Origin of the sequence: Bacillus sp. NEAU-242-2 (assembly GCF_027853835.1) — a bacterium.
Taxonomy (GTDB): domain Bacteria; phylum Bacillota; class Bacilli; order Bacillales; family Bacillaceae; genus Bacillus; species Bacillus velezensis.
In genome coordinates this window covers 249,293-273,840 of record NZ_JAPNNY010000002.1, presented here as the reverse complement: position 1 = coordinate 273,840, position 24,548 = coordinate 249,293, and the positions used below count along the sequence as shown (strand labels likewise).

Here is a 24,548-nt window from a genome sequence, read left to right as displayed (position 1 = left end):
GTGGAGCTGGACATTCCATTTATCGGCACTGCGATAAAACAAATGTTGAAAACCGTTCCGCTTACATTGGCGATGACGGTCATTCCGATTATTGCCGGATTTTTCATAGCTCTCGGCAATATCACGGTGCGTATATTCCGCATCAAATGGCTGCTGGCCTGCTCAGCGTTTTACGTGTCTTTTTTCCGCAGCACCCCGGCGATTCTCCATATCATGCTGATTTATTTAGGGGTTCCGCTGATTGCCGAACAATTCAGCCGCGCGTTTCATCTCGGCTGGTCGGCCAATCAGATTCCGGTCGCCGTGTTTGTCATCATGGCACTGTCATTAACGGCAGGCGCTTATATGACGGAAATTCTCCGATCCGGGATCATGGCCGTCGATACGGGGCAGGCGGAGGCGGCATATTCAATCGGTCTGACGCGGGGCCAGATGATTCGGCGCGTAATTCTGCCGCAGGCGTTCATGATATCGCTGCCGAACTTCACCAATATAGGCATCGGCTTTTTGCATACCACTTCCATCGCGGCAATTGTTGCAGTGCCTGAAATTACAGGAACGGCGACGATTGCGGCATCCGATAACTATGCGTTTCTGGAAGCATTTATCGGGGCGGCCGTCATTTATTGGGGATTAACGCTGATTCTCGAAGCTGTAAACAGTCTGGCGGAAAAAAGAGCGGCCAGATATCAAGGAGGCGCATTATGATCGAAATCCGAAACATTCAGAAACATTTTGGCAGTCATCACGTGTTAAAGGGGATCAATTTAAGTGTCCGGAAAGGAGAAGTCGTGACCATCATCGGCCCGAGCGGTTCCGGGAAAACCACTTTTCTGCGCTGCCTTAATTTACTTGAGCGGCCGGATGAGGGCGCCATTTCGCTGCACGGTGAAGTCATTAACTGCAAAAAGCCTGCCAAAAAAGACATTCTCAGACTGAGGAAACAGACGGCGATGGTTTTTCAGCAATATCATTTGTTTTCGCATAAAACGGCAATTCAAAATGTCATGGAAGGCCTGACGGTCGCAAGGAAAATGAAAAAATCAGATGCGTACGCCATTGCCGAGCGGGAACTGGCCAAGGTGGGGCTTCAGGATAAATTGCATGCCTATCCGAATCAACTGTCGGGAGGACAAAAGCAGCGGGTCGGGATTGCCCGGGCGCTTGCCATTCATCCTGATGTGATGCTGTTTGATGAACCGACCGCAGCCCTTGATCCGGAGCTTGTCGGCGAGGTGCTTGAGGTGATGCTTAACATTGTGCGGACCGGCGCCACCATGATCATTGTCACACATGAGATGGAATTCGCCAGAAGAGTGTCCGACCAAATTGTGTTTATGGATGAAGGAGCAATCGTGGAACAAGGAACGCCTGAGGAAGTTTTTCACAAGACGAAAAAAGAAAGAACGAAGAAGTTCCTCCGCCGCGTGCTGCCTGATTACGGTTATGACATAAAAGAGCGCATAAAGGAGCCTGTCGTATGATTCGTTTAAGCATTTTAGACCAAAGTGTCACCGCGGAAAACCAAACCGCAGAAGAAGCCTTGCGGCAAACGGTGAGATTGGCTCAGGAGGCCGAACAATACGGATATGACCGTTTCTGGGCGGCGGAGCATCATAACAATGAAGAGATAGCGGGATCAGCGCCGGAAATTGTTCTGGGGTATCTTGCCGCAAGCACGAAAAAAATCCGTCTCGCATCCGGCGGGGTGATGCTGCAGCATTACAGTCCTTATAAAGTGGCGGAGCAGTTCCGGGTTCTGTCCGCCCTTGCTCCCGGCCGTGTGGCGCTCGGTGTCGGCAAAGCGCCCGGCGGATTTCAGCTGTCAACCGATGCGCTGCAGCGGGAGCTTATCCAGCCCGCCCGTTTGTTTGAAGAAAAGCTTGAGGAGCTGACTCATTTCATCCGAAATGATTTTCCGGACTCGCACCGCTACGCGTCATTGCGGCCGACGCCGCATACTGAGTATGCGCCTGACATCTTTTTACTCGGCGGCAGCGCGGAAAGCGCGATATCCGCGGCCAAACTCGGCATTTCCTTCGTTTTCGCCTATTTCATAAACGGTGAAGAGGCTGCGTTAGAAAAAGCGCGCCACGCCTTTGACGAGCATCTGCTGAAAGGATCGAAGGCGGAATTTCACCTTGCGCCGATGGTATTTACCGCACATACAAAAGCAGAAGCGGAAAAACACGTCGTATCGCGTGAGTCGGTCAAAATCATTCTCGAAGACGGCAAAAAGGTGAATGTCGGTTCCCGGGAACAAGCGGAAGCGTTTCTTGAACAAGTCACGCAGCCATATAAGCTGATCACACAAAAGACGGGTGTGATTGCCGGGACAAAAGAAGAGACCGCCGCCGAGCTGCGACGATTATCCGTTCAATACAGCATTACCGATTTTGTGATTTTGTCGCCTATCAAAAACGCTGAGGAAAAACGATTGTCTTACCGGCTGTTAAGCGAAGCGGTGCAGCCGGCCCCACAATTACAGGAGGGATGAACATGAGTCATGAAGTAAACGTAGTGGTCTGGAGCAAGCAGGGCTGCTCCTATTGTGATGAAGTGAAAGGATATTTGCGGGAAAAAGCCGTGGCATACGAAACAATTGATGTGACAGAGCGGGACGAATTGCGTGACGTGCTGCAGACGAAGTACGGCATCTGTCATGTTCCCGTCGTTGAAATCGGCAGCGGTGACAGCCGTGTGTATCAGGCCGTTACTCAAGTCGGCATTGAACATGTAGAACGGGCGCTTGCCGATTACGAGGGGAAAAAGGGGGTGAGAAAATGAGCCGGACGGATCTAATTCAATTCGGAGTCATGATTCACGGTGTCGGCGGCACAACGGACGGCTGGCGTCATCCCGACGCCGATCCGACAGCAAGCACGAATGCGGCGTTTTACAGGCAAAAAGCGCAGACTGCTGAAAGAGGGCTGTTCAGCTTTGCTTTTATTGCGGACGGCTTGTTCATTTCTGAAAAGTCCATCCCGCATTTCTTAAATCGGTTTGAGCCGATCACTATTTTATCGGCGCTTGCCGCCTCTACAACCCATCTTGGTTTAATCGGCACATTTTCCACCTCGTTCACTGAGCCGTTTACCATCGCAAGACAGCTGATGTCTCTTGACCATATCAGCGGCGGCAGGGCGGGCTGGAATCTCGTCACCTCTCCGCAGGCGGGAGCCGCGCGCAATCACAGCAAAGAAAGCCTTCCCGACCACAGCCGGCGCTACGACATCGCCCAGGAACATGTGGACGTGGTGCGCGGTCTGTGGAATTCCTGGGAAGAAGATGCCTTCGTCCGCAACAAAGAAACCGGGCAGTTTTTTGACCCTGACAAACTGCATCGCCTGTATCACAAAGGTGAGTATTTTCAAGTGGAGGGCCCGCTGAATATCGGCCGGTCCAAACAGGGAGAGCCGGTCGTTTTCCAAGCGGGGTCTTCAGAAACCGGCCGGTCGTTTGCCGCGAGGAATGCAGATGCAGTCTTTACGCACTCCAATTCACTTGAGGAAACGAAAGCTTTTTATGATGATGTGAAGAAGCGGGCGGCGGATTACGGCCGGGACGCTTCCAAGCTGCGGATCTTTCCGGGAATCAGTCCGATTATAGCCGGCTCACAAGAAGAAGCGGAAGCGAAATATCAGGAATTCGCCGAGCTGATTCCGATAGAGAACGCCGTTAAATATGTGGCCAGATTTTTTGACGATTATGATCTGAGCCGTTTTCCGCTGGATGAGCCGTTTCCTGATTTGGGCGACGTCGGGAAAAACGCGTTTCAAAGCACGACAGACCGTATCAAAAGAGAGGCGAAAGCCAGGAATCTTACGCTGCGTCAAGTGGCGCGCGAAGCCGCGTTTCCGCGAACCAACTTTATCGGGACACCGGAACGTGTGGCATCATTAATTGAAACATGGTTTCAGCGGGAAGCGGCGGACGGGTTTATCATTCACTCTGACATCCCGGGCATGCTTGAAGCCTTTGTAGATCAAGTCATACCGATCCTTCAGGAAAAGGGGCTGTACCGAAAAAGCTATCCGGCGGATACACTGCGGGGGAATCTCGGGTTGGATATTCCGGTCTGCAAACCAAATCCGATTTTGAGCAGAAACTAAATGTTTCTGCTTTTTCTGCTGCTTGCCATTCCCGTCATTACAGCCTTTTTTAAAAAATATACTGATTTCGAGATATTATTGTTGCGAAAAGAATTTTTTGTAACTATAATTATTACAGAACTGATCAGTATAAAAAAACATTCATATTTCATAATAAATGTGTGTGTAATTTGAAAACGAAAGGGCTGTTTACAATGGCAAAAGTACTTTATATCACTGCTCATCCTCATGATGAAAAGACATCTTACAGCATGGCGACAGGAAAAGCGTTTATCGATTCTTATAAAGAATCAAACCCGAATGATGAGGTTGTACATATCGACCTTTACAAAGAGAACATTCCTCATATCGACGCGGATGTATTCAGCGGCTGGGGAAAACTTCAATCCGGCACAGGATTTGAAGAGCTTTCTGAAAACGAAAAAGCGAAAGTCGGCCGTCTGAACGAGCTGAGCGATCAATTCGCGTCAGCTGACAAATACGTATTCGTCACACCGCTTTGGAACTTCTCATTCCCGCCTGTTATGAAAGCGTACCTTGATTCTGTGGCTGTAGCCGGAAAATCATTCAAATATACAGAGCAAGGCCCGATCGGTCTGTTGACTGACAAAAAAGCGCTCCACATTCAGGCGCGCGGAGGCTATTACTCTGAAGGCCCGGCGGCTGACATGGAAATGGGCCACCGTTACATCGGCATCATGATGAACTTCTTCGGCGTTCCTTCTTTTGACGGTTTAATCGTTGAAGGCCATAATGCTGAACCGAATAAAGCACAGCAAATTAAAGAAGATGCGATTGCCCGCGCGAAAGAAGCCGGAAAATCATTCTGATCTTAAAAAAACCTCCCCGCCGTACGGCTGGGAGGTTTTTCATATTAAAGGGCAATCGTCCGTTTTTGCTCGCTGCTTTTCATCGCCGCTTCAATGACACGGATGACATCGATGCCTTCTTTTGCCGTAACGGGAAGCGGTTTTCCGTTTAAGATGCTGTCCGCCAGCAGTTTGTAGTACGTAAGGTAAGAGCCGTTCTCAGAGGGGATTGTTTCTGTATGCCGTTTTTCATCCGCTGCGATTGTCAGCTCTCCGAAGTTGTCAGGGTCATCGGCGCCCCAGCTCTCGTCAATCGGCTTTTGTCCGGCTGAAAGCGCCTCTTCCTGTCCGTCCTTTCCGTATTTGATAAAGCTTGCATTCCGTCCGTGAATCTGGTAGCGCGGGCCGCTTGCCGCATTCATGGAGCCGGATTGAAGAATGACCTGAAGTTTGCCGTAATGGAGCGCGGCCAGAAAATAATCGACGGTTTCACTGTTGTCCCGCTGTTTCATCACATGTGCCGTGATGGATTCCGGCATTCCGAAAAGCAGGAGCGTCTGGTCAATAATATGTGAACCGAGATCATACAGCGTTCCCGTGGCGGGTCCGCTTTTTTCGCGCCATCTTTCTTGGACAACCGGATTGTACAGATCGTAGTTGACTTGATATGTATGAATGTCTTGAAGCGCCCCGTCCCGAATCAGCTTTTGTATCGTTAAAAAGTCATTGTCCCACCGCCGGTTGTGGTACACGCTCAGTAAGACGCCTTTATTTTCAGCCGTTCTTCTCAGCTCCTCCGCTTCTGCTGAAGTCGCCGTCATCGGTTTTTCCACGACGGTGTGTTTTCCCGCCAGGAGACATTTCATCGCTGATTCATAATGCATTCCGCTCGGTGTCGTAACGATGACGAGATCAATGTCAGGATCACCGGTAATGTCTTCAATCGCGCGCACGGCTTCAGCCCCCGGCAGATCACGTCTGACCTCCTCCGTTCTGGAGGTCATGACTTTTTTGATCTGATAATCATCAAGGACGTCCAAAAGCGGCGCATGAAAGACTTTCCCGGACAAACCATATCCCAATATGCCAACCTGTATCGTTTTCAATGAACTTCCCCCTCATGATATGTGATAACAATATATACCCCGCGGGTGTACTGGTAAAACTTGTGTGTTGAAAATTTTTTACACCGGATTTTCAAGTCTGTATAATGAAGGTAACGAAGAACAAAACCGAGGTGGAAAATGGACAAACATACCGAGCATCAATCGTTAAATCATAAAAGCGCCAAGGAAAAAGACCAGATTCTGAACCGGCTGAAACGGATTGAAGGCCAAGTCAGGGGCATTCAGAATATGGTGGAAAACGAACGATACTGCGTGGATATTCTCGTGCAGATTTCAGCCGTACAGGCGGCCATGCAGAAAGTCGCGTTTCATCTGCTGGAAGATCACGCCCATCACTGCGTAGCCGGCGCCATTGAGAGCGGAAACGGGGAGCAGGCGATTGCCGAGCTGCTTGATGTTGTGAAAAAAATCGCAAAATCGTAAAATAAAATGTTTTGAAATACCCTACAGGGGTATGGTAACATAAAAAAGAAAAAACAAGACGTGGAGGGAATCATCATGGAACAAAAAACACTGCAAGTCGAAGGCATGTCCTGTCAGCACTGCGTAAAAGCAGTAGAGACCGGAGTGGGAGAACTGAACGGAGTGACGGCGGTTCAGGTGAAATTGGAAGCCGGACAGGTGGATGTGACGTTTGATGAGAACAAAGTCTCCGTATCAGATATAAAGGACGCGATTGAAGATCAAGGGTATGACGTCGTATAAGGTTTATCGCGCTTCGGGAACGGGCGCGGTTTTCTTTTATCATAATTATACCCCCATGGGGTTTATGAAGAGAGATGAGGACATTGAGTGAACCGAAAGAGATAACCATTCAAGTGGGGGGCATGACATGCGCCGCCTGCGCTTCAAGAATTGAAAAAGGGCTGAAACGGATGGACGGCGTCATTGACGCTTCCGTCAATCTTGCGCTTGAGACCTCAAATATTTCTTATCAGCCTGACAAAATCGAAGCTGGCGCCATAAAGGATAAAATTGAAAAACTCGGCTATCACGTCGTGACGGAAAAAGCCGATTTTCAGATTGAAGGCATGACGTGCGCCGCTTGCGCCAACCGGATTGAAAAGCGCCTGAACAAAACAGAGGGCGTTGTGAGCGCACCGGTGAATTTCGCCCTGGAAACAGTCACCGTTGAATACAATCCGAAAGAGGTGACACCGAAAGAGCTGAAAGAGACCGTGGCAAAACTCGGCTACAGATTAGACGAGAAGAAAGCGGTTGATGGAGACGGCGGATTATCCCAAAAGGAGAAAGAGCAGCGAAAGCAGCTGATCAGGCTCATATTTTCTGCCGTTCTCTCCTTCCCGCTTTTATGGTCGATGGTCAGCCATTTTTCTTTTACTTCTTTTATCTGGATGCCGGATATCCTGATGAATCCGTGGCTGCAATTCGCGCTTGCCACCCCGGTGCAGCTCGTCATCGGCTGGCCTTTTTATACGGGAGCGTACAAGGCGCTGAGAAACAAAAGCGCCAATATGGATGTTCTCGTTGCGCTCGGAACGACGGCCGCTTACGCATACAGCCTGTACATGACGATTGCGTCTCTCGGACGAGACGGACATGCTGAGGGGCTTTATTATGAAACGAGCGCCATTTTGCTGACTTTGATTTTGCTTGGAAAGCTTTTAGAGATGAAAGCAAAAGGCCGCTCATCAGAAGCGATTAAAAAGTTAATGAAGCTTCAGGCGAAGACGGCGGCGGTTGAGCGGGACGGCAAAGTACAGGTGATTCCGATTGACGAGGTCCGGACGGGGGATATCGTATACGTGAAACCTGGAGAACGCGTTCCTGTCGATGGCGAAGTGATTGAAGGCCATTCCGCGATTGATGAATCGATGATTACGGGAGAGAGCATGCCTGTCGATAAGTCTCCCGGAAGCACCGTCACCGGGGCGACGATCAATGCAAACGGCTTTCTCAAAATCAGAGCGGTGAATGTCGGCAAAGATACCGCGCTTGCACACATTATTAAAATCGTGGAAGAAGCCCAAGGATCAAAAGCCCCCATTCAGCGGCTCGCGGATCACATTTCAGGCATTTTCGTCCCGATTGTGCTGGGGCTGGCCGTGCTGACTTTTCTCATTTGGTATGTATGGGCGGCGCCGGGACAGTTTTCTGAAGCGATCGGCAAATTCATCGCCGTGCTTGTCATTGCCTGTCCGTGCGCACTGGGGCTCGCCACTCCGACGAGCATTATGGCGGGCTCCGGCCGCGCAGCTGAATTCGGCATTCTCTTTAAAGGCGGGGAGCATCTAGAAAAGACCCAGCGTCTGACGACCATCGTACTGGATAAAACCGGAACGGTGACAAACGGCAGACCGGTGCTGACAGACGCCGTACCGGCAGCGGGAATGAACGAAGAGGAGCTCCTGCGGCTGGCGGCGGCCGCCGAAACGGGATCGGAGCACCCGCTTGGAGAAGCCATCGTGTCAGGAGCCGAAAAACGGGGGATTTCCATCCCGAAACTCGCCCGGTTCCAAGCCCGGATCGGTTCCGGAATCTATGCAGAGGCTGACGGCAGAACGATTCTTGCCGGATCAAGACGGCTGATGGAATCAGAGCACATTGAACATGAAGCACTGCTTCCGCACATGGCCCGCTTGGAGGCGGAAGGAAAAACGGTGATGCTTATTGCGGCAGACGGCAAAGCGGCGGGGCTTATCGCAGTCGCCGATACCATCAAAGAAACATCTCCGGCCGCGGTGAAACGCCTGAATGATATGGGGCTTGACGTCATCATGATGACCGGTGACAACAAAAAGACCGCGGAAGCCATTGCAAAAGCCGCGGGCATCGGCAGCGTGATCGCCGAAGTGCTTCCCGAACAAAAGGCGGCGGAAATTTCCCGGCTGCAAAAAGAAGGCCGGCGCGTGGCGATGGTCGGTGACGGCATCAATGATGCTCCGGCGCTGGCTGTGGCCGATATCGGGATGGCCATCGGCACCGGCACCGATATCGCAATGGAAGCAGCGGACATTACGCTGATCCGCGGAGACCTGAACGGCATTGCCGACGCCATCGGCATGAGCAGGCTGACCATGAGAAACATCAAGCAGAATTTAGGATGGGCATTGGGCTACAACAGCATCGGCATTCCGATTGCGGCAGCCGGCTTTCTGGCTCCGTGGGTGGCAGGCGCCGCCATGGCATTCAGCTCGGTATCGGTCGTGCTTAATGCCTTGCGTTTACAGAAGGTGAAAAAAGACAAAATCGGCTGATGCCGGTTTTGTCTTTTTTATTGACACTTTATTCAAAGCCTGCATATAATAGAGAAAACACATATATGAGTATATGTTCATATATATAAATTCGTTTAGCTGTATTGATGTTATGGGAATCCTATTACGGAAAGTAGGGTGAGTCGAAAATGAAAGCAGCCAAAGGTGAATTTGTATTAGACGGACTTGATTGCAGCAACTGTGCAAAAAAAATAGAAAACGGCGTAAAAGCCATTGACGGCATAGACGGCTGTGCTGTCAATTTTGCGGCAAGCACCATCACGGTCTCAGCCGGCGGGAAAAACGAGCAATGGATGAAAGACGAAGTCGCGAAAAAAGTAAAGTCCATTGATCCTCATGTGACCGTTCGTTCGAAGCACGAAGACAAACCCGGCGGGGATGAATACCGCAAAAAGCTGCAGCTGATGTTAGTGAGATTGGCGGCGGGCGCCGTTTTGGCCGTCATCGCTTACTTCGCGCACACGGGCGCCGTCCTTGAGTTTCTGCTCTTTTTTGCTTCATATTTGATCATCGGCGGCGATATCGTAGCCAGAGCGGGAAAAAATATTGTCCGCGGCCAGGTATTTGATGAGCATTTTCTGATGGCGCTTGCCACAATCGGCGCATTTATCATTCATCAATATCCGGAAGGCGTCGCGGTCATGCTGTTCTACCAGATCGGTGAATTGTTTCAGGGAGCGGCCGTCAGCCGATCCAGAAAATCGATCAGCGCGTTATTGGACATCCGTCCTGAGTACGCCAATGTGAAAACGGAAAACGGCATGGCTGCCGTTCCCCCGCAGGACGTCAAAGTCGGACAGGTCATCATCGTGAATCCCGGAGAACGGATTCCGCTGGACGGAAAGGTGCTGAGCGGTTCCTCGATGGTTGATACATCCGCTTTAACGGGCGAATCCGTGCCGAGAAAAGCGGAGCCGGGGCAAGAGGTGATGGCCGGATTTATGAATCAGAACGGCGTGCTTCATATTGAAACCTCTAAAGGATATGAAGACTCTGCCGTGTCAAAAATATTGGATCTGGTCGAAAATGCGGCCGGACGCAAAGCGAAAACGGAAAACTTTATTACGAAGTTTGCCAAGTACTATACACCGGCTGTTGTCATTGTTGCGGTGCTTCTCGCCTTTTTACCGCCGCTTCTCGTGCCTTCAGCCGCGCTATCCGACTGGGTGTACCGCGCGCTGATTTTCCTTGTGATTTCTTGTCCGTGCGCACTCGTCGTCTCCATTCCGCTCGGGTTTTTCGGCGGTATCGGGGCTGCGTCTAAAGCAGGGGTGCTCGTGAAAGGCAGCAACTATTTAGAAGCGCTCAATCAGGTGGCATACGCCGTGTTTGATAAAACGGGAACCTTAACGAAAGGCAATTTCGCCGTTACTGATATCAAACCGGCGGCAGGATTTACGAAAGACAGCCTGCTTCATGCTGCTGCGCTTGCAGAAGTCCATTCCAATCATCCGATTGCTTCTTCCATCCGTGAGGCTTACAATCAACCGCTCGCGGCTGAGGAGATTGAAGAATATGAAGAAATACCCGGACACGGCATTCGGGTGAAAACCGGCGGATCAACGATTTTGGCCGGAAATCAAAAACTGATGGCAAAAGAACAAATCGCTTCCGGCACAGCTGAAAATAACGGAACCGTCGTTTATGTCGCCGTTGATCAGCAGTATGCGGGGGCGATCGTGATCGCAGATGAAATCAAAGAGGACGCCAAACAGGCCATTGCCAAGTTAAAAGCGCTCGGCGTGAAGCGGACAGTGATGCTGACGGGTGATTCAAAGCAGACCGGAGAAGCTGTCGGCCGAGAGCTCGGTATTGATGACGTGTACACAGAGCTTTTGCCTGGTGACAAGGTAGACCGCGTCGAAGAACTTGAAGCCGCGCTTTCACCGAATGAAAAACTGATGTTTGTCGGCGACGGGATTAATGATACGCCTGTGCTTGCCAGAGCTGACATCGGAGCTGCCATGGGGGCTCTCGGTTCTGATGCCGCCGTCGAAGCGGCCGATGTCGTCCTGATGACAGACCAGCCGTCAAAAGCAGCCGAAGCCATCCGGATTGCACGCCGCACACGCCGGATCGTCTGGCAGAACATCGGATTTGCTTTAGGCGTAAAAATCATTTTTCTCTTGCTTGGCGCATTCGGATTCGCCACCATGTGGGAAGCGGTCTTTTCAGATGTAGGCGTCACGCTGATTGCCGTTGCCAATGCGATGCGCGTCATGAGAGTGAAAGCGGAATAATTGTCAAAGATAATTCGTTTTTCAGGGTTTTCTTAAACAAGGTTGTCTTGGTAAAATAGAGAAGCGGGCCATCCGGCATCCGCTTCTTTTTTATTTTAAAAACAATGAGGTGTCTGAGTGAAAAAGAAACAATCGTCTGCGAAATTTGCGGTGATTCTGACGTTAATCGTTGTCGTTTTATTTGCGGCCATCGTAATTATTAACAACCAAACGGAAAAAGCGGGCGAAACAGCCGCCGAACAGCCTTCCATTAAAGGACAGCCCGTGCTCGGCAAAGACAGCGCGCCTGTTACGGTAGTTGAATTCGGAGATTACAAATGTCCGTCATGCAAAGTATTTAACAGCGATATCTTTCCGAAAATCAAAAAAGATTTTATCGATAAAGGCGACGTGAAATTTTCATTTGTGAACGTCATGTACCACGGAAGCGGCTCGCGTCTGGCGGCACTTGCTTCAGAAGAGGTGTGGAAGGAAGACCCGGCATCATTCTGGACTTTCCATGAAAAGCTGTTTGAAGAGCAGCCGTCAAGCGAACAGGAATGGGTCACGCCTGCATTGCTTGAAAAAACGGTCAAAAGCACCGCGAAAAAGGTTGATCCTGACAAGCTGAAGGAAAACCTTGATAAAGAGACATTTGCAAAAGAGCTGAAAGCTGACACTGACCTGAATGATAAATTAAACATTACGGCGACACCGACGATTTACGTAAATGACAAAGTGATTAAAGAATTCTCTAATTATGAGGAAATTTCAAAAACGATTAAGAAAGAGCTGAAAAATGAAAAATAGAATCGTATTTTTATATGCTTCTTGGGTGATAGCTCTTGCTGCCATGCTCGGCAGCCTTTATTTCAGCGAGATCAGAAAATTCATACCGTGCGAGCTGTGCTGGTATCAAAGAATTCTCATGTATCCGCTTGTCCTGATTTTAGGAATCGCCACCTTCCAGGGTGACACGCGCGTGAAAAAATATGTGCTGCCGATGGCCGTCATCGGCGCGTTTATATCGATCATGCATTACCTTGAGCAGAAGGTGCCCGGTTTCAGCGGCATCAAGCCGTGTGTCTACGGCGTGCCTTGCTCATCTGAATATATTAACTGGTTCGGTTTCATTACCATTCCTTTCTTGGCATTGACGGCATTTATTCTCATTATGATCTGCATGTGTTTTGTCAAAACGGAACGCACGGCAAAATAAAGAGCCTGCTCCATGGGGAGCGGCTCTTTTTCTATTATTTGTACCAAGCTTTGTTTGTCGCAATCTGTCTGTTATGGGAGCTGTCCCAGATATCCACGGAATAGGCATAATCATAATTCATGACGCAGCGGATGCCGCTGCCTTGGGCGTCATGCTGAAGTCCGAAGTTATGGGAAAACTCGTGCTGTGCCGCTTTCGCCGTGTTGGCCGTTCCTTGATCAAGGTTCACGCTGAAAGCCGGGCCGCTCGGTTTGCCGTTATATACATACGCGATACCGCCGGCGTCAAAACTTGATTTTGCGGTAAAACCGACGACAAAATGATAATTTTGATTTCTGAAGCTGCTTTGGAGATTCGATAAAATCTGAGAACTGTTTGAGCCGGAGGAATTCCAAGCCTGCACGGCCTGTACGACGAAATCAATGTTGTGATCACGGTTAAAAGCGACATCCGCCTGCTCCACGATCTGGACGATTCGCGTTTGCCAGTCGCTGTATTTGGCGCGGTATTCAGCGTCCGCCACCGCCAGCACTCTGACCTTCTGAGCGCCCGTGCTGGCTTTAGTTGAGGCTTTATCCTGACTGACATTGGCATTGAATCGTTTTGTGCCGACCTGCTTGCCGTTCTCATCCAGAATTTTTGTGTCAACCGTCTGTTCAACTTGGACCGGGCCCTTCAGATCTTTAAAATGATCGGCTTTCGGAAGCGGGTCCGTATACACCGTTTTCGCCGGCTCCGCATGAGTGTGCGAATGCGTATGGCTTTCGGCTGACGGCAGGCCGGGAATTAATCCGGCGGCCAATAAAACAGGAAAAACAAGTGAACTGATTTTCATCTCATACCCCCCCTTTTTGTTAGAGAAAGTATTCAATGAAACTTCCAATAAACCTCCCATTAAAGTATAAAATAGGAAAATATTCTCGCTCTCAGCCGTTGCGGGTGAGGTTGTCCCGGATCAGGAATCAGAATCTTTCAAAAATAAGGTTGATTTTAAGAGAAAGCGATTATAAAATCTAATGGTCGTCAGAAAATTTAACAAATAAAAAGGAGCATATGGAATGGCCTGGGAGCTGCTTAGTGTAATCGGCATCATTGCGTTTGCGGTCAGCGGAGCGATTGTTGCGATGGAAGAGGAGTATGATATTTTAGGCGTGTATATCTTGGGGATTGTAACGGCGTTCGGCGGAGGAGCCATCCGAAATCTGCTGATCGGTGTTCCGGTCTCCGCCTTGTGGGAGCAAGGCGCGTTTTTTCAAATCGCTCTCGCATCAGTTACGATTGTCTTTTTGTTTCCGAAGCTGCTGTTAAGGCATTGGAGTAAATGGGGCAACCTATCCGATGCCATCGGGCTATCGGCGTTTGCCATCCAAGGCGCTTTATATGCCGTGAAAATGGGCCATCCGCTCAGTGCGGTGATTGCGGCAGCGGTCCTGACCGGCAGCGGGGGCGGCATCATACGGGATCTGCTCGCGGGCAGAAAGCCGCTTGTGCTCAAGGCGGAAATATATGCAGTCTGGGCCGCGCTCGGAGGGTTAATCGTGGGCCTCGGCTGGGCCGGGGATGCCGCCGGTTTGTATGTGCTGTTTCTTGTGCTTGTGGCATGCCGCATCTGCAGTTATGTGTTCAGGTGGCGCCTGCCGATTCGTTCCTATCATATAGATCAGTAAAAAAACCGATTTCACAAACGAAATCGGTTTTTTTGCATAACGGCTTCTGATAAAAAAAGACGCCCGATATGATAAGAAAAAGGGTATTTGACCATAATGCTGAATAACATGTTGCATATATGTTTGTATGAGGAAAGCCGGATTTGTCAGCTTGATCTCGGAGGTGCCGCTGATGGCAAAACGTGATAAAGAGTGGAAAGAAGAGCAGGAAAGAATCAATTTTGTCATGAAGGAACTGGAACAGAAACAAACTCATCTTGAAGCCTCATCGGGCGGTTTGAAGCAGGATATTGTCGGCCTGAGAAAAACGTTTTGGGATGATGTCACCGTGAATATGGATGACGCCCATGAAGCGGCTGAGACATTTTCAAGCATTAAACAGCAGGCGGAAATGCTTTCAGAACGTGAACGGACGCATCGGCTTCAATACCGGCAGCTTCAAAAAATCCAAAAGCTGAAAACCTCTCCTTACTTCGGCCGTGTCGATTTTACGGAAAAAGGGGAGTCCTCTTCCGAGCGGATTTATATCGGGCTGACTTCTTTGATGGATGAAAACAACGAGCAATTTCTCATTTATGATTGGCGCGCGCCCATCTCATCTCTTTACTATCAATATTCCCCGGGAAAAGCCCGCTATGAAGTTCCGGAAGAAACGATAGAGGGAGACATCACACTGAAGCGGCAGTTTATCATTAAAAACGGGACGCTTAAAGCGATGTTTAACACGGATATGACGATTGGTGACGAAATGCTGCAAGAGGTGCTGAGCGGCCATTCCGGACAGCATATGAAAAACATCGTGTCGACCATCCAAAAAGAACAGAACGAAATCATCCGGGATGAAAAAAGCAAATATCTCATCGTTCAGGGAGCCGCCGGGAGCGGGAAAACATCCGCGGCGCTTCAGCGGGCCGCTTACTTGCTGTACCGCGGGCGCGGGGTGCTTGATGCCCGTCAGATTGTATTGTTTTCCCCGAACATTTTGTTTAACAGTTATGTTTCCGCCGTATTGCCGGAATTGGGAGAAGAGAATATGGAGCAGGCCACCTTTCAGGAATATATCATCCGCCGGCTCGGACGAAAGTTTGATTGTGAAAGCCCGTACGAGCAGCTTGAATATTGCCTGACTGAACAAAATCAGGACGCACTTTCCGTAAGGCTCGCAGCCATTGCTTACAAAGCGTCGTCAGCTTTCCAGGCCCTGATTGACCGCTATGCCGGGTCGCTTTCGGTCTCCGGCCTGATATGTAAACAGATCAGCTTTCGGGGAGACATCCTGATTTCAAAAGAGCGGATTGAAGCCTATTTTTATTCGCTTGATCAGCAGCTGCCGATTCCGAACAGAGCGGAGCTGACGGCGGAATGGCTTCTCGCGGAAATCAGCGCTCTCGAAAAAAAGGAGCGTAAGAAGGAATGGGTCTTGCAGGAGAGCGATCTGCTTGATAAGGAAGACTATGCTGAGGTTTATCAAACACTCAAGAAGCAGGCGGCAGATGATGAACCTGCATTTGACGACCATCAGCGCGAACAGCGCCTGCTTGGCGCCATTATTGTCGGCAAAGCCTTTAAACCGATTAAGCAGGCCGTCAGACGGCTCGGCTTTCTCGATATAAAACGGATGTATCTCCGGCTGTTTTCAGACTGGGGAGCTGATGAAAAGCCCGATCATTGGGAGAGCATCGGCGCTTTGACCAGAAACGCATTTGCAGAACGGTCGCTTCCGTATGAAGATGCCGCTCCGTATCTTTATTTGCAGGATCTGTTAGAAGGAAAAAGAAAAAACACACAAATGAAGCACGTCTTCATTGATGAAGCGCAGGATTATTCCTCATTTCAGCTCACGTATATTCAAAGCATCTTCCCGGCGGCAAAGATGACGGTGCTCGGTGATGTCAGCCAGTCGATTTATGCTCACACCATTACGGGCCCTTCTTCCCTCGCCGGCTGCTTTCGCAATGGTGCAGAAAAGTATGTCAGCCTGAAGCGGACTTACAGATCGACGCGGCAGATTGTTGAATTTACGAAAGCGCTGCTGGCTGACGGCGATGACATTGAGCCTTTTAACCGGAACGGGGAAAAACCGCGTGTTTTGCGGACGGATACAGAAAATGCGCGGCAGGAACAATTGGCGGATACAATCCGGGAGCTCAGACAAAAAGGCTGGGAGACGGTCGCCGTCATCTGCAAAACGGCCGCGGAAGCCAAAAAAGTGTTTCAGGCAGTCAGCGCCGAGAGCGGTGTCCGCTTGATCAATAAAGAAAACCAGCCTTTTCAAAAAGGGGTATGCGTCATTCCCGTTTATTTGGCAAAAGGCATTGAGTTTGACGCCGTCATTGCCGCTGACGCCTCTGCTGCCCAGTACAATAGCGAACATGACCGTAAGCTGTTATATACGGCCTGTACGCGGGCGATGCATCATCTGACCGTATTGTCCTCGGGAGAACCCTCTCCTTTTATAAAAGAAGTGCCCGCCGGCTTATTCGTATAAGCCCTTTGCCGAGTGCAAAGGGCTTTTTATCATTAGTAATCTTAATCGTTGTCATCATGATTATATATTTTACTTACATACAAACTTTCGGTAAAGTTTCAATTAGAATATTATTTTGACAATTCCTATAGAAATAACGTACGTTACGTTTAATTCCTTGTGAGGTGGATATCGTTGCAACTTCAGGTCATGAACAGTCCGTTTAATCAGGAGCAGGCAGAGCTCCTTAACCGCCTTCTGCCGACCTTGACAGAATCACAGAAAATCTGGCTGAGCGGCTATTTGGCTGCTGCCCGGTCCGAATCCGGTGAAACAGCCGCGCCCGCTGCTCCGTCTCCTGCTGAAAGCCCGGCAGTCTCGAAAGAAGTGACCGTATTATACGGATCGCAAACGGGAAATGCGGAAGGTCTTGCGAAACAGACGGTAAAGACGCTTGAGGAACGGGGATTCCAGGTCACCGTCGCGTCGATGAACGATTTTAAGCCGAATAATCTGAAAAAAGTAAACAATTTACTGATCGTGGTGAGCACGCACGGAGAAGGCGATCCGCCGGATAACGCGCTGGCCTTTCATGAATTTCTTCACGGCAGACGCGCGCCGAAGCTTGAAGCGCTCCGTTACTCCGTTTTGGCGCTCGGGGACAGCTCGTATGAATTTTTCTGCCAGACCGGCAAAGAGTTTGACGAGCGTCTTCAAGAGCTCGGCGGCACCCAGCTTGCGCCGCGGGTTGATTGCGATCTTGATTATGATGAGCCGTTTTCGGAATGGCTTGACGCGGTCATCGGCGGTTTGAACGAAGGAGCGGGAAATCAAACAGCCGAAGCGCCTGCCGAGACGCCCGCTCTCGGTGAATCCGTATATTCCAGAACGAACCCGTTTCGGGCGGAGGTTCTTGAGAACATCAATCTGAACGGACGCGGTTCGAATAAAGAAACACGTCATCTCGAGCTATCGCTTGAAGGATCGGGCCTCGCGTATCAGCCCGGAGACAGCCTCGGCATCTATCCGGAAAATGATCCGGCGCTCGTTGATGAGCTGATCAATGAGCTGAAATGGGACCCAAAACAGGAAGTGGCGGTGAATAAACAAGGAGAGCGCCGTCCGCTGGAAGACGCGCTTACTTCTCATTTTGAAATTACCGTCTTAACAAAGCCGCTTTTGCAAAAGGCCGCACAGTTTACGGCTGATCAAAAGCTGAGTGAACTTCTGGCCGAAGGAAACGAAGAGCAGCTGAAAGCATACACCAACGGCCGTGATCTGCTCGATCTCGTCCGGGATTTCGGTCCGTGGGAAGCTTCCGCGGAAGACTTTCTTTCCATCCTGCGTAAAATGCCGGCCCGGCTCTATTCGATCGCAAGCAGTTTAGAAGCGAATCCGGAAGAGGTGCATCTGACAATCGGAGCGGTCAGATATGACGCGCACGGCAGAGAACGCAAAGGCGTCTGCAGCATTCTTTGTGCGGAAAGACTCCAGCCGGGAGATACGCTTCCGATTTACATTCAGCACAACCAAAACTTCAAGCTGCCGGAAAATCCGGATACACCGATCATTATGGTCGGGCCGGGGACAGGCATCGCACCGTTCCGTTCCTTTATGCAGGAGCGTGAAGAAACCGGAGCTGAAGGGAAAACATGGCTGTTTTTCGGGGATCAGCACTTTGTCACTGATTTTCTGTACCAGACGGAATGGCAAAAATGGCTGCAAAACGGTGTTCTCACAAAAATGGACGTCGCTTTTTCCCGGGATTCGGAGGAAAAAGTATATGTGCAGCACCGCATGAAAGAACAAAGCAAAGAGCTGTATGAATGGCTGCAGCAGGGAGCCGCCGTATACATCTGCGGTGATGAACAGCATATGGCGCATGACGTGCACCAGGCGCTTCTCGATATCATTCAGGAAGAAGGCGGCATGAGCCGTGAAAAAGCGGAAAGCTTCCTGGCAGACATGCAGCAGAAAAAACGCTATCAGCGTGATGTATATTGATTTTGGTTTGAAAGGAGCTTATTCAGCATGGTGAACAACATTTTAAAAGCGCCGGAAGGCCCTCCAAGTGATGTTGAGGAAATTAAAGAAAAAAGCGATTATTTGCGCGGCACATTGAAAGAAGTCATGCTCGACCGGATTTCAGCCGGCATCCCGGACGATGACAACCGGCTGATGAAGCATCACGGAAGCTACTTGCAGGATGACCGCGATCTCCGTAATGAACGTCAAAAACAAAAGCTTGAACCGGCTTATCAGTTCATGCTGCGCGTCCGGATGCCAGGCGGCGTGTCAACTCCGGAACAATGGCTTGTCATGGATGAACTGGCGCAAAAATACGGAAACAATACATTGAAGCTGACAACGCGTGAAACGTTCCAAATGCACGGAATTTTAAAATGGAACATGAAAAAAACGATTCAGAAAATCAATGCGGCGCTGCTTGATACCATTGCGGCCTGCGGAGATGTCAACCGAAACGTCATGTGCGCTTCAAATCCGCACCAGTCTGAAATTCATGCGGAAGTATACGAATGGTCGAAGAAATTGAGCGATGACCTTCTTCCGCGCACGAGAGCCTATCATGAAATCTGGCTTGATGAGGAACGTGTGGCGGGCACTCCTGACACGGAAACGGAACCGATGTACGGGCCGCTGTACCTGCCGCGGAAATTCAAAATCGGAATCGCCGTGCCTCCGTCCAATGATATCGATGTCTTTTCTCAAGATCTCGGCTTCATTGCTATCGTGGAGGAAGGCCGTCTTATCGGGTTCAACGTGGCAATCGGCGGCGGTATGGGAATGACGCACGGCGATACGGCCACTTATCCGCAGCTTTCAAAAGTCATCGGCTTCTGCAAACCGGAGCAGCTGTATGATGTAGCGGAAAAAACCATTACAATTCAGCGCGATTACGGAAACCGTTCCGTCAGAAAGAATGCCAGATTCAAATACACCGTTGACCGTCTCGGGCTGGAAAACGTAAAAGCCGAGCTGGAAAACCGCCTCGGCTGGCAGCTGGATGAAGCGAAACCTTATCATTTTGACCATAACGGCGACCGTTACGGATGGGTGAAGGGCGTAAAAGGGAAATGGCACTTTACGATGTTTATCGAAGGCGGCCGCGTCACGGACTATGAGAATTATAAGCTGATGACGGGATTGCGTGAAATCGCCAAAGTCCATACAGGGGATTTCCGTCTCACTTCTAATCAAAACCTGATTATCGGCAATGTCTCGAGCCAGAAAAAGAAACAAATCAGCGCATTAATCGAACAATACGGTCTGACAGACGGCCGGCAGTATTCCGCCCTCCGCCGCAGTTCAATGGCTTGCGTCGCGCTTCCGACATGCGGGCTCGCCATGGCCGAAGCCGAGCGGTATCTGCCGAAATTGATTGATAAGATTGAAGACATTGTTGACGAAAACGGGCTGCGGGATGAAGAAATCACCATCCGTATGACCGGGTGCCCGAATGGCTGCGCCCGCCATGCACTCGGCGAAATCGGATTTATCGGAAAGGCGCCCGGAAAATATAATATGTATTTAGGAGCGGCGTTTGACGGCAGCCGTTTGAGCAAAATGTACCGGGAAAATATCGGTGAAGAGGAAATTTTGAGTGAGCTTCGCACTATTCTCCCGCGCTACGCGAAAGAGCGTGAGGAAGGCGAACACTTCGGCGATTTCGTCATCCGCGCCGGCATCATTAAAGCGACGACAGACGGCACGAATTTTCACGAATAAGATGAGCTCTTAAAACCAAGGATAGAGACACACTGGCGGTGCGTTCTCTATCCTTTGCTAAGCAGCATAAACGCTGCACCGCGTCATGAAACAGATGACGCAGCTTGCGAAAAAGCCTGTTTTCAGAGAAAACAGGCTTTTTCTTTTTCCGGAAAAAATGTAGCCGAAGGCAAAAAAAGTTCGCCGTGAGCGCGTTATGAGAAATTTTAAATAAAAACGGGTAAAATAAAAGAAGAATGGTTGCGTGCGGAAAATATATTGAATCTGCCCGATCATCGGCTCCGGCCTTTGACAAGGGCAGAGAACAGACAATAATGATATGATGCAGCAGATGAAGGAGGTCAGCTTTGGACATATTTTTAGTCGTACTCGTACTTTTAACCATTATCGCGATCTCAAATATCGTAAATCGGTTTGTCCCCTTTATCCCGGTGCCTTTGATTCAGGTGGCGCTCGGTATCATTGCGGCGTCATTTCCGCAGGGGCTTCATTTTGAACTGAATACTGAATTGTTTTTTGTTTTGTTTATCGCGCCGCTGCTTTTTAACGATGGAAAACGGACGCCGCGTGCGGAACTTTGGAATTTAAGAGCGCCGATTCTGCTGCTTGCGCTCGGGCTCGTGTTTGCCACGGTGATTGTCGGCGGTTACACGATTCATTGGATGATTCCGAGCATTCCGCTGGCCGCCGCGTTCGGGCTGGCGGCGATCCTGTCACCGACTGACGTCGTCGCGGTCAGCGCGCTGTCAGGGCGTGTGAAGATGCCAAAAGGCATTCTGCGTCTCCTTGAAGGAGAAGGACTGATGAATGACGCATCCGGCCTGGTCGCTTTTAAATTTGCGATTGCGGCGGCCGTGACGGGCGCATTTTCGCTGGCGCAGGCCGCCTTCAGTTTCGTTCTGATTTCAGCCGGCGGTTTACTCAGCGGTGTCGTCATTTCTTTTTTGATTATCCGTTTCCGGCTGTTTATGCGGCGCCTCGGCATGCAGGATGTCACGATGCATATGCTGATTCAAATTCTGACGCCGTTCGTCATCTATCTCGCGGCTGAAGAAATCGGCGTTTCCGGCATTTTAGCGGTTGTGGCCGGCGGCATCACGCATGCGGTGGAGCAGGACCGTCTTGAATCAACGATGGTCAAACTGCAAATCGTCTCTTCAAGTACGTGGAATATTATTTTGTTCATTCTGAACGGTCTTGTTTTCGTTATTTTAGGTGCGCAAATACCGGACGTGGTTTCCGTCATCTTTAATGATACCGCGTTTAACAATATGATGGTCATCGGGTATATTATCGTCATTACGCTGACGTTAATGATTCTCAGGTTTTTGTGGGTGCTGTTTTTTTGGAACGGCAAGTGGTTTTTTAACAAGGATCAGAGCATTTATAAACCCGGCCTGCGCTCGACCCTGCTGATTTCGGTTTCAGGCGTCAGGGGAGCGGTCACGCTTGCGGGTTCCTTTTCCATTCCTTACGTGCTCTCTGACGGCTCACCGTTTCCTGAACGGAATTTGATTCTCTTTTTAGCCGCGGGCGTTATTTTGTGCACATTGGTGCTGGCGACAATCGTACTGCCGATTTTGACAGATAAGCCGGAAGACAATGTGAAAGAGAAGAAAGTCAAATTGCTGACAGCGAGACGGAAGCTGATAAAAGCTGCCTTAACCGCCATTAAAGAAAATATGAATGAGACAAACAAAACGGCTTCTTTTGCGGTCATTGCCGAATACAATGAGAAAATGAAAAATCTCAGGTTTCAGCAGTTCACCGTCAAAAACCGCACGAAAAAAGATGAGCGGAAAGTCCGCGCCCAAGGGATACAGGCAGAACAGGAAGAATTGCTGCGGCTGATTGAGCGGGGCGACATACCGGAAGAAACGGCTGACAGCCTTCAGGAACGGTTTGATGAACTGGAAGTGCTGTATACGAACCCGTTTAAAGTCGGCTTATCTAAGAAAAAGCTGAAACGCCTGATGTACTGGATCTTTTTCGGCGAACATAAAAAGCCGGAAATGTCGATTTTAAATGAAGAAGGCCTCATTCGCTCCACAAGGGTTAAAACGGCAAAAGCGGCCATTGAAAGCCTGAAAAAACACATGACTGAAGAAAATAAAGATGTGACGCTTGCCGTCATTTCTTTTTACAATCACTTGATTTTCAGGCTGGGGCACTCGTATCACGAACAGAGTCCGAGCCGCCGTTTTGAAAATCAAAAACTCGAAATCAAACTGCGGGCCGTACAGGCCATCCGCAACGAAATCCAAACATTATTCGAAGAGCGGGAAATTTCCCGCGACATGTCGCATGAGCTTCGCCAATACATCAATGATGTGGAAGCGGCCATGCTTGACGGAGATGAATAAAAAAAGTCCGGCATCTGTTCGCCGGACTTTTTTAGATTACGGACGATGGAATTCGACGTGATCGCCGTCGCGGTCAAACCAGCCTCTGAAGGCCCAGTTGATCCAGCCGCCATCTCCTTTGTTGGTGAAGCTTCCGTCTTCAAACACCCAAATGCCGTACGTGATGCCGTCATAAACGGCGGAACCGTAAAACTGAACGCCGTTAAAATGATCTTCATATTCCTGGCTTAAATTAAACACCATGACATTATATTTTTGTCCGGAAGCGTAGAATGAAGATTCCATTAAGTTTTTGACGAAGCCGTCACGGTTTTGCGCCGACTTAATCGCGTCAGCAATCGAATTGCCGATGCCGAGCAGGTCAACGTCAATGTTTAATCCGACATCTTTTGCTGAGACATCTGATGTTTGCTGAGCCATGTTTTGAGGAGCCGGGTTTTCTTTTGCGGATACAAAGGACAGAGGAGTCAGAGACAAAGCGGCGCCAAGGGCAACGGACATCGGGATACGCATACGTTTCATATGATTTCCTCCTTCAATTGTGTGGTGGCTACAGTAGCGATTTACCCGGACAGTTACCCAATTAACCGGAATTTTTGAAAAAATAGGAAAATAATAACGTTGGTGGTACTTGGGCACTAAAGATGGTTTTTGTGATAATGATGAGCGTATAATTGGTTTCTTACGGCGGAAATGTGAGATAATAATAACCGTTTACATAATGACTAGAAAGGATGGTTCAACGTGGCAAAAAGCTTAAAAGATACTGTAAAGCTTCATAATGGCGTTGAAATGCCGTGGTTCGGCCTTGGCGTCTTCAAGGTGGAAAACGGAAGCGTAGCGGCGGACTCCGTCGAAGCGGCAATCAGAAACGGCTACCGCAGCATTGATACGGCGGCTATTTATAAAAATGAAGAGGGTGTCGGCGAAGGCATCAGAGCTGCGGGCGTTGCCAGAGAAGAGCTGTTCATCACGTCAAAAGTGTGGAATGAAGATCAAGGATACGAAACGACACTTGACGCGTTTGAGAAAAGCCTTGAGCGCCTCGGCCTCGATTACCTCGACCTTTACCTGATTCACTGGCCGGGCAAGGATAAATATAAAGACACATGGCGCGCTCTTGAAAAGCTGTACAAAGACGGAAAAATCCGCGCCATCGGCGTCAGCAACTTCCAAGTGCATCATTTAGAAGAACTGCTGAAAGATGCTGAAATCAAGCCGATGGTCAACCAGATTGAATTCCACCCGCGCCTGACTCAAAAAGAAGTAAGAGATTTCTGCAAAGCGCAGGGCATTCAAGTGGAAGCGTGGTCTCCATTGATGCAGGGACAGCTCCTCGATAACGAAGTGCTGTCACAAATTGCGGAAAAACATAACAAATCGGTTGCTCAAGTGATTTTGCGCTGGGATCTTCAGAACGAAGTCATTACCATTCCGAAATCGATTAAAGAGCACCGCATCATAGAAAATGCCGATATTTTTGATTTCGAACTGTCACAGGAAGAAATGGAAAAGATCAGCGCATTAAACAAAGACGAGCGTGTCGGACCGAATCCGGACGAGCTTCTGTTCTAAGAAA

At 49.6% G+C, this 24,548-nt stretch carries 21 protein-coding genes; 18 read left to right on the top strand and 3 right to left on the bottom strand.

From position 1 onward, the window contains the following. The 6 genes from OWN49_RS06335 (at nt 1) to azoRB (ending at nt 4,942) form a co-directional block, all read left to right on the top strand. Complete coding sequence (locus OWN49_RS06335) at nt 1-708, top strand: amino acid ABC transporter permease (protein WP_070082373.1); 708 nt, start codon at nt 1-3, stop codon at nt 706-708. Further along, on the top strand, nt 705-1,484 hold the full coding sequence (locus tag OWN49_RS06330; RefSeq protein WP_025853847.1) for an amino acid ABC transporter ATP-binding protein: 780 nt from the start codon (nt 705-707) through the stop codon (nt 1,482-1,484). The genes OWN49_RS06335 and OWN49_RS06330 overlap by 4 nt, the downstream gene beginning before the upstream one ends. After that, a complete protein-coding gene (locus OWN49_RS06325; protein WP_146284070.1) occupies nt 1,481-2,497 on the top strand; it encodes an LLM class flavin-dependent oxidoreductase in 1,017 nt (338 codons plus the stop codon). The genes OWN49_RS06330 and OWN49_RS06325 overlap by 4 nt, the downstream gene beginning before the upstream one ends. 2 nt (nt 2,498-2,499) lie before the next feature. Then, entirely contained in the window at nt 2,500-2,787 is a 288-nt protein-coding gene (locus tag OWN49_RS06320) for a glutaredoxin family protein (protein ID WP_077722843.1), read from the top strand. Further along, nucleotides 2,784-4,112, top strand: coding sequence for an LLM class flavin-dependent oxidoreductase (locus OWN49_RS06315; protein WP_077722842.1), 1,329 nt, complete (start codon nt 2,784-2,786; stop codon nt 4,110-4,112). The genes OWN49_RS06320 and OWN49_RS06315 overlap by 4 nt, the downstream gene beginning before the upstream one ends. A 194-nt stretch (nt 4,113-4,306) precedes the next feature. Then, nucleotides 4,307-4,942 (top strand): FMN-dependent NADH-azoreductase AzoRB, encoded by a 636-nt coding sequence (gene azoRB, locus OWN49_RS06310; protein WP_003151719.1) that lies wholly within the window; start codon nt 4,307-4,309, stop codon nt 4,940-4,942. Nucleotides 4,943-4,986: 44 nt separating this feature from the next. Here the strand turns inward: azoRB and OWN49_RS06305 are convergent, their stop codons facing one another. Next, nucleotides 4,987-6,027 carry an oxidoreductase gene (locus tag OWN49_RS06305; protein WP_176283528.1) on the bottom strand — a complete coding sequence of 347 codons (1,041 nt, stop codon included), beginning with the start codon at nt 6,025-6,027 and terminating at the stop codon, nt 4,987-4,989. A 138-nt stretch (nt 6,028-6,165) separates the two neighbouring features. Here OWN49_RS06305 and csoR point away from each other — a divergent pair, with 138 nt between their 5' ends. The 6 genes from csoR (at nt 6,166) to OWN49_RS06275 (ending at nt 12,725) form a co-directional block, all read left to right on the top strand. Next, nucleotides 6,166-6,471 carry a copper-sensing transcriptional repressor CsoR gene (gene csoR / locus OWN49_RS06300; RefSeq protein WP_013353610.1) on the top strand — a complete coding sequence of 102 codons (306 nt, stop codon included), beginning with the start codon at nt 6,166-6,168 and terminating at the stop codon, nt 6,469-6,471. Nucleotides 6,472-6,546: 75 nt separating this feature from the next. After that, a complete protein-coding gene (gene copZ, locus OWN49_RS06295) occupies nt 6,547-6,753 on the top strand; it encodes a copper chaperone CopZ (RefSeq protein ID WP_015240581.1) in 207 nt (68 codons plus the stop codon). Between the two features lie 83 nt (nt 6,754-6,836). After that, nucleotides 6,837-9,266, top strand: a complete 2,430-nt coding sequence (locus OWN49_RS06290) for a heavy metal translocating P-type ATPase (protein ID WP_176283527.1) — start codon at nt 6,837-6,839, stop codon at nt 9,264-9,266. Between the two features lie 149 nt (nt 9,267-9,415). Beyond that, a complete protein-coding gene (locus OWN49_RS06285; protein ID WP_077722839.1) occupies nt 9,416-11,527 on the top strand; it encodes a heavy metal translocating P-type ATPase in 2,112 nt (703 codons plus the stop codon). 117 nt (nt 11,528-11,644) lie between these two features. Beyond that, the gene (locus OWN49_RS06280) at nt 11,645-12,316 is read left to right on the top strand and encodes a DsbA family protein (RefSeq protein ID WP_077722838.1); all 672 of its coding nucleotides are present in this window, start codon (nt 11,645-11,647) and stop codon (nt 12,314-12,316) included. Further along, nucleotides 12,306-12,725 carry a disulfide oxidoreductase gene (locus tag OWN49_RS06275; protein WP_014305812.1) on the top strand — a complete coding sequence of 140 codons (420 nt, stop codon included), beginning with the start codon at nt 12,306-12,308 and terminating at the stop codon, nt 12,723-12,725. The genes OWN49_RS06280 and OWN49_RS06275 overlap by 11 nt, the downstream gene beginning before the upstream one ends. 34 nt (nt 12,726-12,759) lie before the next feature. On the opposite strand, the gene OWN49_RS06270 is transcribed toward OWN49_RS06275, so the two are convergent. Next, nucleotides 12,760-13,560, bottom strand: coding sequence for a zinc-dependent metalloprotease (locus tag OWN49_RS06270; RefSeq protein ID WP_077722837.1), 801 nt, complete (start codon nt 13,558-13,560; stop codon nt 12,760-12,762). A gap of 223 nt (nt 13,561-13,783) precedes the next feature. Between OWN49_RS06270 and OWN49_RS06265 the strand changes: the two genes are divergently transcribed. The 5 genes from OWN49_RS06265 to OWN49_RS06245 all read left to right on the top strand — a co-directional run bounded on the left by OWN49_RS06265 (nt 13,784) and on the right by OWN49_RS06245 (nt 22,969). Continuing rightward, a complete protein-coding gene (locus OWN49_RS06265) occupies nt 13,784-14,392 on the top strand; it encodes a trimeric intracellular cation channel family protein (RefSeq protein WP_146284074.1) in 609 nt (202 codons plus the stop codon). Between the two features lie 172 nt (nt 14,393-14,564). Then, a complete protein-coding gene (gene helD, locus OWN49_RS06260; RefSeq protein WP_176283526.1) occupies nt 14,565-16,880 on the top strand; it encodes an RNA polymerase recycling motor HelD in 2,316 nt (771 codons plus the stop codon). 174 nt (nt 16,881-17,054) lie between these two features. Continuing rightward, nucleotides 17,055-18,863: an assimilatory sulfite reductase (NADPH) flavoprotein subunit gene (locus tag OWN49_RS06255; RefSeq protein WP_176283525.1), complete on the top strand. Its 1,809-nt coding sequence runs from the start codon at nt 17,055-17,057 to the stop codon at nt 18,861-18,863. Between the two features lie 27 nt (nt 18,864-18,890). Beyond that, nucleotides 18,891-20,606 carry an assimilatory sulfite reductase (NADPH) hemoprotein subunit gene (cysI, locus tag OWN49_RS06250; RefSeq protein ID WP_176283524.1) on the top strand — a complete coding sequence of 572 codons (1,716 nt, stop codon included), beginning with the start codon at nt 18,891-18,893 and terminating at the stop codon, nt 20,604-20,606. Nucleotides 20,607-20,953: 347 nt separating this feature from the next. Then, nucleotides 20,954-22,969 (top strand): Na+/H+ antiporter, encoded by a 2,016-nt coding sequence (locus tag OWN49_RS06245; RefSeq protein ID WP_077722834.1) that lies wholly within the window; start codon nt 20,954-20,956, stop codon nt 22,967-22,969. Nucleotides 22,970-23,005: 36 nt separating this feature from the next. Here OWN49_RS06245 and OWN49_RS06240 read toward each other — a convergent pair whose 3' ends face one another. Then, nucleotides 23,006-23,491 (bottom strand): hypothetical protein, encoded by a 486-nt coding sequence (locus OWN49_RS06240; protein ID WP_003151740.1) that lies wholly within the window; start codon nt 23,489-23,491, stop codon nt 23,006-23,008. 222 nt (nt 23,492-23,713) lie between these two features. Here OWN49_RS06240 and OWN49_RS06235 point away from each other — a divergent pair, with 222 nt between their 5' ends. After that, nucleotides 23,714-24,544 carry an aldo/keto reductase gene (locus tag OWN49_RS06235; protein ID WP_154066738.1) on the top strand — a complete coding sequence of 277 codons (831 nt, stop codon included), beginning with the start codon at nt 23,714-23,716 and terminating at the stop codon, nt 24,542-24,544. Nucleotides 24,545-24,548: the final 4 nt, after the last annotated feature.

Coding starts and splice junctions, on each gene's coding strand:
- OWN49_RS06330 (WP_025853847.1), top strand. CDS start 705: ATGATCGAAATCCGAAACATTCAGAAACATTTTGGCAGTCATCACGTG.
- OWN49_RS06325 (WP_146284070.1), top strand. CDS start 1,481: ATGATTCGTTTAAGCATTTTAGACCAAAGTGTCACCGCGGAAAACCAA.
- OWN49_RS06320 (WP_077722843.1), top strand. CDS start 2,500: ATGAGTCATGAAGTAAACGTAGTGGTCTGGAGCAAGCAGGGCTGCTCC.
- OWN49_RS06315 (WP_077722842.1), top strand. CDS start 2,784: ATGAGCCGGACGGATCTAATTCAATTCGGAGTCATGATTCACGGTGTC.
- azoRB (WP_003151719.1), top strand. CDS start 4,307: ATGGCAAAAGTACTTTATATCACTGCTCATCCTCATGATGAAAAGACA.
- csoR (WP_013353610.1), top strand. CDS start 6,166: ATGGACAAACATACCGAGCATCAATCGTTAAATCATAAAAGCGCCAAG.
- copZ (WP_015240581.1), top strand. CDS start 6,547: ATGGAACAAAAAACACTGCAAGTCGAAGGCATGTCCTGTCAGCACTGC.
- OWN49_RS06285 (WP_077722839.1), top strand. CDS start 9,416: ATGAAAGCAGCCAAAGGTGAATTTGTATTAGACGGACTTGATTGCAGC.
- OWN49_RS06275 (WP_014305812.1), top strand. CDS start 12,306: ATGAAAAATAGAATCGTATTTTTATATGCTTCTTGGGTGATAGCTCTT.
- OWN49_RS06270 (WP_077722837.1), bottom strand. CDS start 13,560: ATGAAAATCAGTTCACTTGTTTTTCCTGTTTTATTGGCCGCCGGATTA.
- OWN49_RS06265 (WP_146284074.1), top strand. CDS start 13,784: ATGGCCTGGGAGCTGCTTAGTGTAATCGGCATCATTGCGTTTGCGGTC.
- helD (WP_176283526.1), top strand. CDS start 14,565: ATGGCAAAACGTGATAAAGAGTGGAAAGAAGAGCAGGAAAGAATCAAT.
- cysI (WP_176283524.1), top strand. CDS start 18,891: ATGGTGAACAACATTTTAAAAGCGCCGGAAGGCCCTCCAAGTGATGTT.
- OWN49_RS06240 (WP_003151740.1), bottom strand. CDS start 23,491: ATGAAACGTATGCGTATCCCGATGTCCGTTGCCCTTGGCGCCGCTTTG.